This window comes from Streptomyces botrytidirepellens (genome assembly GCF_003721215.1).
In the GTDB taxonomy this organism is placed as follows: domain Bacteria; phylum Actinomycetota; class Actinomycetes; order Streptomycetales; family Streptomycetaceae; genus Streptomyces; species Streptomyces himastatinicus.
In genome coordinates this window covers 1-7698 of sequence record NZ_RIBZ01000716.1, presented here as the reverse complement: position 1 = coordinate 7698, position 7698 = coordinate 1, and the positions used below count along the sequence as shown (strand labels likewise).

The 7698-nt window shown below is 72.6% G+C and carries 5 protein-coding genes; 3 read left to right on the top strand and 2 right to left on the bottom strand.

Annotated features, from left to right (window positions below):
* Nucleotides 1-84: 84 nt before the first annotated feature.
* A complete protein-coding gene (locus tag EEJ42_RS36785) occupies nucleotides 85-1680 on the bottom strand; it encodes an MFS transporter (protein ID WP_123106529.1) in 1596 nt (531 codons plus the stop codon).
* 190 nt (nucleotides 1681-1870) lie between these two features.
* Here EEJ42_RS36785 and panB point away from each other — a divergent pair, with 190 nt between their 5' ends.
* The 3 genes from panB (at nucleotide 1871) to EEJ42_RS36770 (ending at nucleotide 4731) form a co-directional block, all read left to right on the top strand.
* Nucleotides 1871-2749, top strand: coding sequence for a 3-methyl-2-oxobutanoate hydroxymethyltransferase (panB, locus tag EEJ42_RS36780; RefSeq protein ID WP_123106528.1), 879 nt, complete (start codon nucleotides 1871-1873; stop codon nucleotides 2747-2749).
* 138 nt (nucleotides 2750-2887) lie between these two features.
* Complete coding sequence (locus EEJ42_RS36775; protein ID WP_123106527.1) at nucleotides 2888-3910, top strand: ATP-binding cassette domain-containing protein; 1023 nt, start codon at nucleotides 2888-2890, stop codon at nucleotides 3908-3910.
* Nucleotides 3907-4731, top strand: coding sequence for an ABC transporter permease (locus EEJ42_RS36770; protein ID WP_123106526.1), 825 nt, complete (start codon nucleotides 3907-3909; stop codon nucleotides 4729-4731). Before EEJ42_RS36775 ends, EEJ42_RS36770 begins: the two co-directional genes overlap by 4 nt.
* A 9-nt stretch (nucleotides 4732-4740) precedes the next feature.
* On the opposite strand, the gene EEJ42_RS36765 is transcribed toward EEJ42_RS36770, so the two are convergent.
* On the bottom strand, nucleotides 4741-7698 hold a 2958-nt coding region (locus EEJ42_RS36765), incomplete at its 5' end, for an ATP-binding protein (protein ID WP_123106525.1).

Sequence of the window (7698 nt, the reverse complement as noted above, 5' to 3'; positions counted from 1 at the left end):
GGCCGGATGCCGATGCGGCGTCGGCCCGGGCGTCGGCACAGGCGTCGGCCCGGGCGTCGGCCCGGGCTTCGGCGTGCGGCGCGGTCATCGGTCGGCTCCCGCCCCGGCCTTCTCCCGCTGCTGCCCGCTGCCGGGGCCGCCGCCGTCCGCGTCCTTGCCGGGCAGGAACGCCGCCACGACCAGCGCGCCGAACAGGGCGACACCGGACGAGCCGAGCGCGGTGAGGTGCATCGCGTGGATGAAGGAGTCGTGTGCGGGGCCCAGCAGCGCCTGGCCCGAGGGCCCCATGCGCTCGGCGAGGGCGACGGTGGCCTCGATGGACTCGCCCGCCGAGTGCCGTGCGGAGGCGGGCAGCCCGGGGACGGCGGCGAGGGTGTCCTGGATGCCCTCGCGGTACGTGGCGGAGAGCACCGAGCCGAGGACGGCGACCCCGAGCGCACCGCCGACCTGCCGGAAGGTGTTGTTCAGGGCCGAACCGGAACCGGCCTTCTCACGCGGCAGCGCCTGCATGATCGCGGTGGTGACCGGGGGCATGATGTGCGCCATTCCCGCGCCCTGGAAGAAGAAGAGCACCTCCAGCACCCACAGCGGCGAGTCGGTCTCCAGCAGCAGGAACCCGGCCATGGTGGCGGCCACCAGCAGCATCCCGCCCGTGCACACCGCGCGGGCGCCGAAGCGCTCCACGACCAGCCGGGCGCGCGGCGCGAACAGCAGCTGCGCGACGGCCAGCGGCAGGAGCAGCAGCCCGGAGTCCAGGGCGCTGAAACCGCGCACGCTCTGGATGTAGAAGACCATGAAGAAGGTCACGCCCATGAGCGCGAAGAAGACCAGCGCGACGGCGGCGATGGCGGCCGAGAAGGCGGGGTTCCGGAAGTAGTCGATGTCGATGGCCGGGTGGTCGCTGCGCTTCTCGTGCCAGACGAACAGGCCCAGGACGAGGAGTCCGGCGCCGATCGTGGCCAGCACCTGGGCGTCGGTGAAGTCGGCGAGCTGGCCGCCCTTGATGATGCCGTACACCAGCAGCACCAGACCGACCACGGACAGCAGCACGCCCAGCGGGTCCAGCCGTCCGGGCGCCGGGTCCCGGGAGTCGGGGACGAGCAGCACCATCGCGACGATCCCGGCGGCGACGACGGGGACGTTGACGAAGAAGACCGAGCCCCACCAGAAGTGCTCCAGCAGCAGACCGCCGGTGATCGGCCCGATGGCGATGGCGAGGCCGACCGCGGCGACCCAGATGCCGATGGCCTTCGCCTGCTCCTCGCGCTCGAAGACGTTGACCAGGATGGCCAGGGTGGCGGGCATCACGAAGGCCGCACCCAGGCCCATCAGCGCCCGGAAGCCGATCAGCTCCCCGGGCGAGCCGGAGAAGGCGGCGAGCACCGAGCCGATGCCGAACACGGCCATGCCGCCGAGCAGCACCTTCTTGCGGCCGAGCCGGTCGCCGAGGAGCCCTGCGGTGAACAGCAGCCCCGCGAAGACCAGCGTGTAGGCGTTGATGGCCCACTCCAGCTGGCTCTGGGTGGCGCCGAGACCGATGGGCTTCGGGGTGGCGATGGTCTTCATCGCCACGTTGAGTATCGAGTTGTCCAGGACGACGACCAGGACGCTGATCATGAGGACGACCAGGATCGCCCACCGTCTGCGGTGGATCGCCTCGGCGGAGGGTGCTGCTGCCATGCGGCCCAGGCTAAGACCGTTTCGATACGGCCCCGTCTCGTATTGGGAACTCTTTGCGAGCTTTTGTCCATCGAATACCCATACGGGATCGGCGTGGCCCCACTTTCGCCCCGTCGGGAGGCGTGCCAGCATGGGGGTGGTCCGGGGACGCCGTCAGGGCGCCTCGAGATGACGAACAGGAGCCGTCGTAATGACGCACGTCAGCCCTGCGCGCAAGCCACAAAATCCGGAAGGGCAGCCGTCGAAGGCGCTGTACGGCGGGACGACATCCCGCCGTATCACCGTCCGCGACATCGCCGCCGCCAAGGAGCGCGGCGAGAAGTGGCCCATGCTCACCGCGTACGACGCGATGACCGCCTCCGTCTTCGACGAGGCGGGCATCCCCGTCATCCTGGTCGGCGACTCGATGGGCAACTGTCATCTGGGCTACGAGTCCACCGTGCCCGTCACGATGGACGAGGTCGCCCTGCTGTCCGCCGCGGTCGTACGCGGCACCAAGCGCGCCCTCGTCGTCGGCGACCTGCCCTTCGGGTCGTACCAGGAGGGCGCGGTCCAGGCCCTGCGCAACGCCACCCGGCTGATCAAGGAGGCCGGGGTGGGCGCGGTCAAGCTGGAGGGCGGCGAGCGCTCCGGCCACCAGATCGAACTGCTCGTCCAGTCCGGCATCCCGGTCATGGCGCACGTCGGCCTCACCCCGCAGTCCGTCAACGCGTACGGCGGCTACCGGGTGCAGGGGCGCGGCGAGGAGGCCGCCCAGCAACTGCTGCGCGACGCCAAGGCCGTGCAGGACGCGGGCGCCTTCGCCGTCGTCCTGGAGCTGGTCCCGGCCGAGCTGGCCGCCGAGGTCACCCGCTCGCTGCACATCCCGACCATCGGCATCGGCGCGGGCGTGGAGTGCGACGCCCAGGTGCTGGTGTGGACGGACATGGCGGGCCTGACCGGCGGCCGGGTGCCGCGCTTCGTGAAGCAGTACGCGCAGATGCGGGAGGTGCTGGGCGACGCGGCCCGCGCCTTCGCCGAGGACGTCGTCGGCGGGGCGTACCCGGCCGAGGAGCACTCGTTCCACTGAGCACTCGTTCCGCTGAGCGCTCGTTCCGCTGGGACACAGAGCCATCGCGGTACATCGACAGCCCGCCGACCGTCCCCCGTCGGCGGGCTGTCTGCTGCTTGTCGGTGATCTGTCGGCGGCGGGTGTCACGCTGAGGACATGACGCGACAGGAACACAAGATCAGGGACGGCAACGCCGTCGAAGTACGGGGGCTGGTCAAGCACTTCGGCGACACCAAGGCGGTCGACGGGGTGGATCTGGACGTGCCGGAAGGCACCGTCCTCGGTGTGCTCGGCCCCAACGGAGCCGGGAAGACCACCCTCGTCCGCTGTCTGTCCACCCTGCTGGTGCCGGACGCAGGCACCGCCGTCGTGGCGGGGTACGACGTGGTGCGGCAGCCGAGGCAGCTGCGCCGCACGATCGGTCTGACCGGGCAGTACGCCTCGGTCGACGAGAAGCTCTCCGGCTGGGAGAACCTGTACATGATCGGGCGGCTGCTCGATCTGTCCCGCAAGGAAGCCCGCTCGCGCGCGGACGCCATGCTGGAGCGGTTCTCGCTGACGGACGCCGCGAAGCGGGCCGCGTCCACCTACTCCGGCGGTATGCGCCGCCGGCTGGACCTGGCCGCCTCCATGATCGGCCGCCCCGCGGTGCTCTATCTGGACGAGCCGACGACCGGTCTCGACCCGCGCACCCGCAACGAGGTGTGGGACGAGGTCAAGCGCATGGTCGCCGAGGGCTCCACGGTGCTGCTGACCACCCAGTACATGGAGGAGGCCGAGCAGCTGGCGCACGACCTCACGGTCATCGACCGCGGCAAGATCATCGCCGAGGGCCGGGTGAACGAGCTGAAGGCCAAGGTCGGCGGGCGCACCCTCCAGATCCGCCCCTCCGACCCCGGTGAGCTGAACCGCATGGTCGGCGCCATCGCGCAGGCCGGGCTCGACGGCGTCGGCGGCGCGACCGCGGACGTGGAGGAGGGCCTGGTCAACGTGCCGATCGTCAGCGACGAGCAACTGACCGCGGTGATCGGGCTGCTCGGCGAGCGCAACTTCGCGATCGCCGGGATCGACACCCATCTGCCCAGCCTGGACGAGGTGTTCCTGGCCATCACCGGCCAGAAGACCTCGACCCCCGAGGACAGCAAGAACGACAAGGCCCTTGAGGAGGTTGCGGCATGAGTGCGGCAACGGTCACCGCGTCCGCCAAAAACCTGCCCGACGAGGGGCGGATCGGGCTGCGCGCCAATCTCCGGCACATCGGCGCGCTGGTGCGCCGTAACGCCATGCAGATCAAGCAGGACCCGGAGTCGATGTTCGACGCGCTGATGATGCCGATCGTCTTCTCGCTGCTGTTCACCTATGTCTTCGGTGGCGCGGTGTCGGGCGGCGACCGGGACCAGTACGTCAACTACTTCATCCCCGGCATGATGGCGATGGGCGGGCTCAACATCGCCATGTCGGTCGGCACGGGCGTCAACGACGACTTCCGCAAGGGGGTGATGGACCGCTTCCGTACGATGCCGATCGCCCGCTCCTCGGTGCTGGTCGCCAAGCTGATCGTGGAGACCGGGCGGATGCTGGTGTCCACCCTCATCCTGCTGATCATGGGCTTCATCATGGGCTTCGAGCTGAAGACCGGCCCGGCCGAGCTGGCGGCCGCGGTCGTCCTGGCCCTGGCCTTCGGTTCCTCGCTGACCTGGATCTTCATGCTGCTGGGGCTGTCGCTGAAGACGCCGCAGGCGGTGCAGGGCATCGGCTTCCTGGTGATCATGCCGCTCCAGTTCGGCTCGTCGATCTTCGCGCCGACCGCCACCATGCCGGACTGGCTCCAGTCCTTCACGGACTACAACCCGCTCTCCCAGCTCGCCGACGCGGCGCGGTCGTTGACCAGCGGTCAGGGCCCGATCGCCCATCCGGTGACCGTCGCCCTGGTGTGGGCGGTGGCCATCACGGTGATCACGGCGCCGCTGGCGGTGCGCAAGTTCCGCACCAAGACCTGAGCGAAGGGGTCAGGCGATGGTTTCGACGAGGGCGGCGGCCTCCGGCACGGTGAGGCCGTCGCCCTGCGCGTACGCCCGCTCGTAACTCCCGTCGTCCAGCCAGGCCCGCGCCGCCACCTCGCCCGCCGCCCGGTCCGCCCGCTCGCTGTCGGGAACCCGCTGGATGCCGGGCCGCAGCGCGTCGTACGCGCCGAACAGCCGCGCCGCGAGCGCGGCCCGCTCCGGACCGCCGAGGGCGGCCAGCGCCCGCGCGGCGGTCATCAGCTGGATCACCGGCACCTGCGGGGCGACCACCTGGGACATGAAGTCACCGGTCTTCACGAGCGCCCCCCTGATCCGGGTGAGCGCCTCCCCGGGCTGCCCTTCGAGCAGGTCCAGCCAGGCCATCATCCCCTCGACCAGGCCCTGGAACAGATCGAGCGCCCGGCTGGCGAACTCCTCGTGCAGCAACGCCAGATGCTCCCGGGCCTCGGCCACCCGGCCCGTGGTGCCGCACCGGTGGGCCAGGTGCATCCGGACGTACGACTCGGCCTCGGCGCCCGCCTGCGCCGGCTCCGCCAGCAGCTCGCGCAGGATACGCTCGCCCTCCGCCGCCTCCGGCTCGTCCCCGTGCTCGACGTGCAGCCCCGCCAGCCGGGCCCGGAGCAGCGAGATCTGGGCATGCGCGTCCAGCTCTTCGGCGTAGCGGATCGCCGCGCGGTAGTCGTCGGCCGCGGCCCGGCCGTCGCCGATCAGCTCCAGGGTCTCGCCGCGCCCGGACAGCGCCTCGGCCACGCCCCAGGCGTCACCGAGTTCGATGAACAGCTCCAGGCTCTCGTCGGCGTCCCGGCGCGCCTGCTCCCCGGGATCGCCGCCGCTGCGCTGGGTCATCACCTTGGCCCGCATCTGGAGGGTGAAGGCCAGCTCCCAGGTGTAGCCCAGCTTCCGGCTGGTGCGCACCGACTCGTCCACGACCTCCCGCATCAGGGCGAGATCGCCCGTCAGCAGCACCGCGAAGAACCACATGACGCCGGGGACCCGGCAGTTCTGCGGCAGCCCCGGGCGGTAGGCCTCGACGATTCCCCGCATCTCCTGCCGGAACTCGTCGTCGTCCATGGCCCTCATGTTGCCTTCGAGGTTGGCCAGCGCGTACAGCCGCACCCCGCGCCGCGCCTCCTCCAGCATCTCGGGCTCCATCGGCGGCGGGGCGGCCGTGCAGCTCGTGTACAGCGGGGGCGCGGGGGCGACGGGCGGCTCGAACGGGTTGGGGCCCAGCCGCGCCGCGGCCGTCGACCAGTGGCGTCCGTCGCCGCGGTGGCCGCGCAGGTTCCAGAACCAGCCGAGCGACAGCACCAGGCACAGCGCCTCCTGCTCGTCGCCCGCCGCGACGGCCCGGCGCAGCGCGGTGCGCAGGTTCTCGTGCTCGGCCTCCAGCCGGGACAGCCAGACGCGCTGGTCGCGGCCGCGCAGATGCGGGTCGGCGGTACGGGCCAGCTCCCGGTACGCGACCAGGTGCCGCCGTTCCACCGCGGCCCGCTCCCCCGCCTCGTCCAGTCGCGCCGCCGCGTACTCGGCGACGGTCTCCAGCAGCCGGTACCGCATCTCGCCGTCCGCGCCGTCCCCTCCCGGCGCGGCGACCACCAGCGACTTGTCGACCAGGGACCCGAGCAGCGCGGCGACGTCCCGGGGGTCGACCGGGCCCCGGCCGTCCGGATCGCGGCCGTCCGCCGCGCGGTCGTCCGGATCGCGGTCGTCCGCCGCGCGGCCGTCCGGATCGCGGTCGTCCGGATCGCCGCAGACCGCCTCGGCCGCCGGGAGGTCGCAGCCGCCCGCGAAGACCGAGAGACGGGCGAGGACGGTGCGCTCCTGTGCGTCGAGGAGGTCCCAGGACCAGTCGACCACGGCGCGCAGCGTCTGCTGGCGGGGCAGCACGGTGCGGCTGCCGCTGGTCAGCAGGCGGAAGCGGTCGTCCAGGCGGTCGGCGATCTGCCGGGGGTTAAGCAGCCGCAGCCGGGCGGCGGCCAGTTCGACGGCCAGCGGCAGGCCGTCCAGGCGGCGGCAGATCTCGGCGCACGCCGCCGGATCGTCGTCGGTGCGGAAGCCGGGACGGGCCGCCGCGCCCCGCTCCTGGAACAGCCGCAGCGCCACCGGGTCCGGCAGCGGCTCCACCGGGCGCACCAGCTCGCCGGGGACGGCGAGCGGTTCGCGGCTGGTGGCCAGGACGGTGACGCCGGGGCAGCGGGCCAGCAGGGAGTCGGCGAGCCGGGCCGCGGCCTCGACCAAGTGCTCGCAGTTGTCGAGCACGATCAGCATCCGGCGCGGCTCGCAGTGCTCCACGAGCCGCGCGAGCGGATCGTGGGCGGTCGGGTCGGCCGCGGCGCGCAGCCCCTCGGCGGCGCTGCCGCGGATGACGGTCTCGCGCGCGCCGAGCGCGGTCAGCACCGTCTCGGGCACGGTCTCCGGGTCGTCCACGGGGGCCAGCTCGGCCAGCCACACCCCGTCCGGCCAGGCGTCGGCGACCGACTCGGCGGCCTCCTGCGACAGCCGGGTCTTCCCGGCGCCGCCGGGCCCGAGGAGGGTGACCAGCCGGTGTGCGGACAGATCGGTGCGCAGCGCCGCCAGATCGGTCTCCCGGCCGACGAAGCTGGTGAGCCGGGCGCGCAGATTGCCGCCGCGGCGCCCGGCCCGCTGCGGCTCGGGGGCCTTGGGCGGCTCGGGCTGCTCCGGCTCCAGCAGCTCCGCGTGCAGGGCGCGCAGCTCGGGGCCCGGGTCCGCGCCCAGCCGCTCCGCGATCTCCACCCGGATCGCCTCGTACGCCGCCAGCGCCTCCGCGGGGCGGCCGGTGTCCCGCAGGGCGCGGATGCGCAGCGCGTGCAGCGGCTCGTCCAGCGGGTGGGCGTCGCACAGCTCGGCGAGCGCGGGGAGCGTCTGGGCGGCGTTGCCGAGGGCGAGCGCGGCGGCGATGCGGCCGCGCCGCGCGTCCAGCCG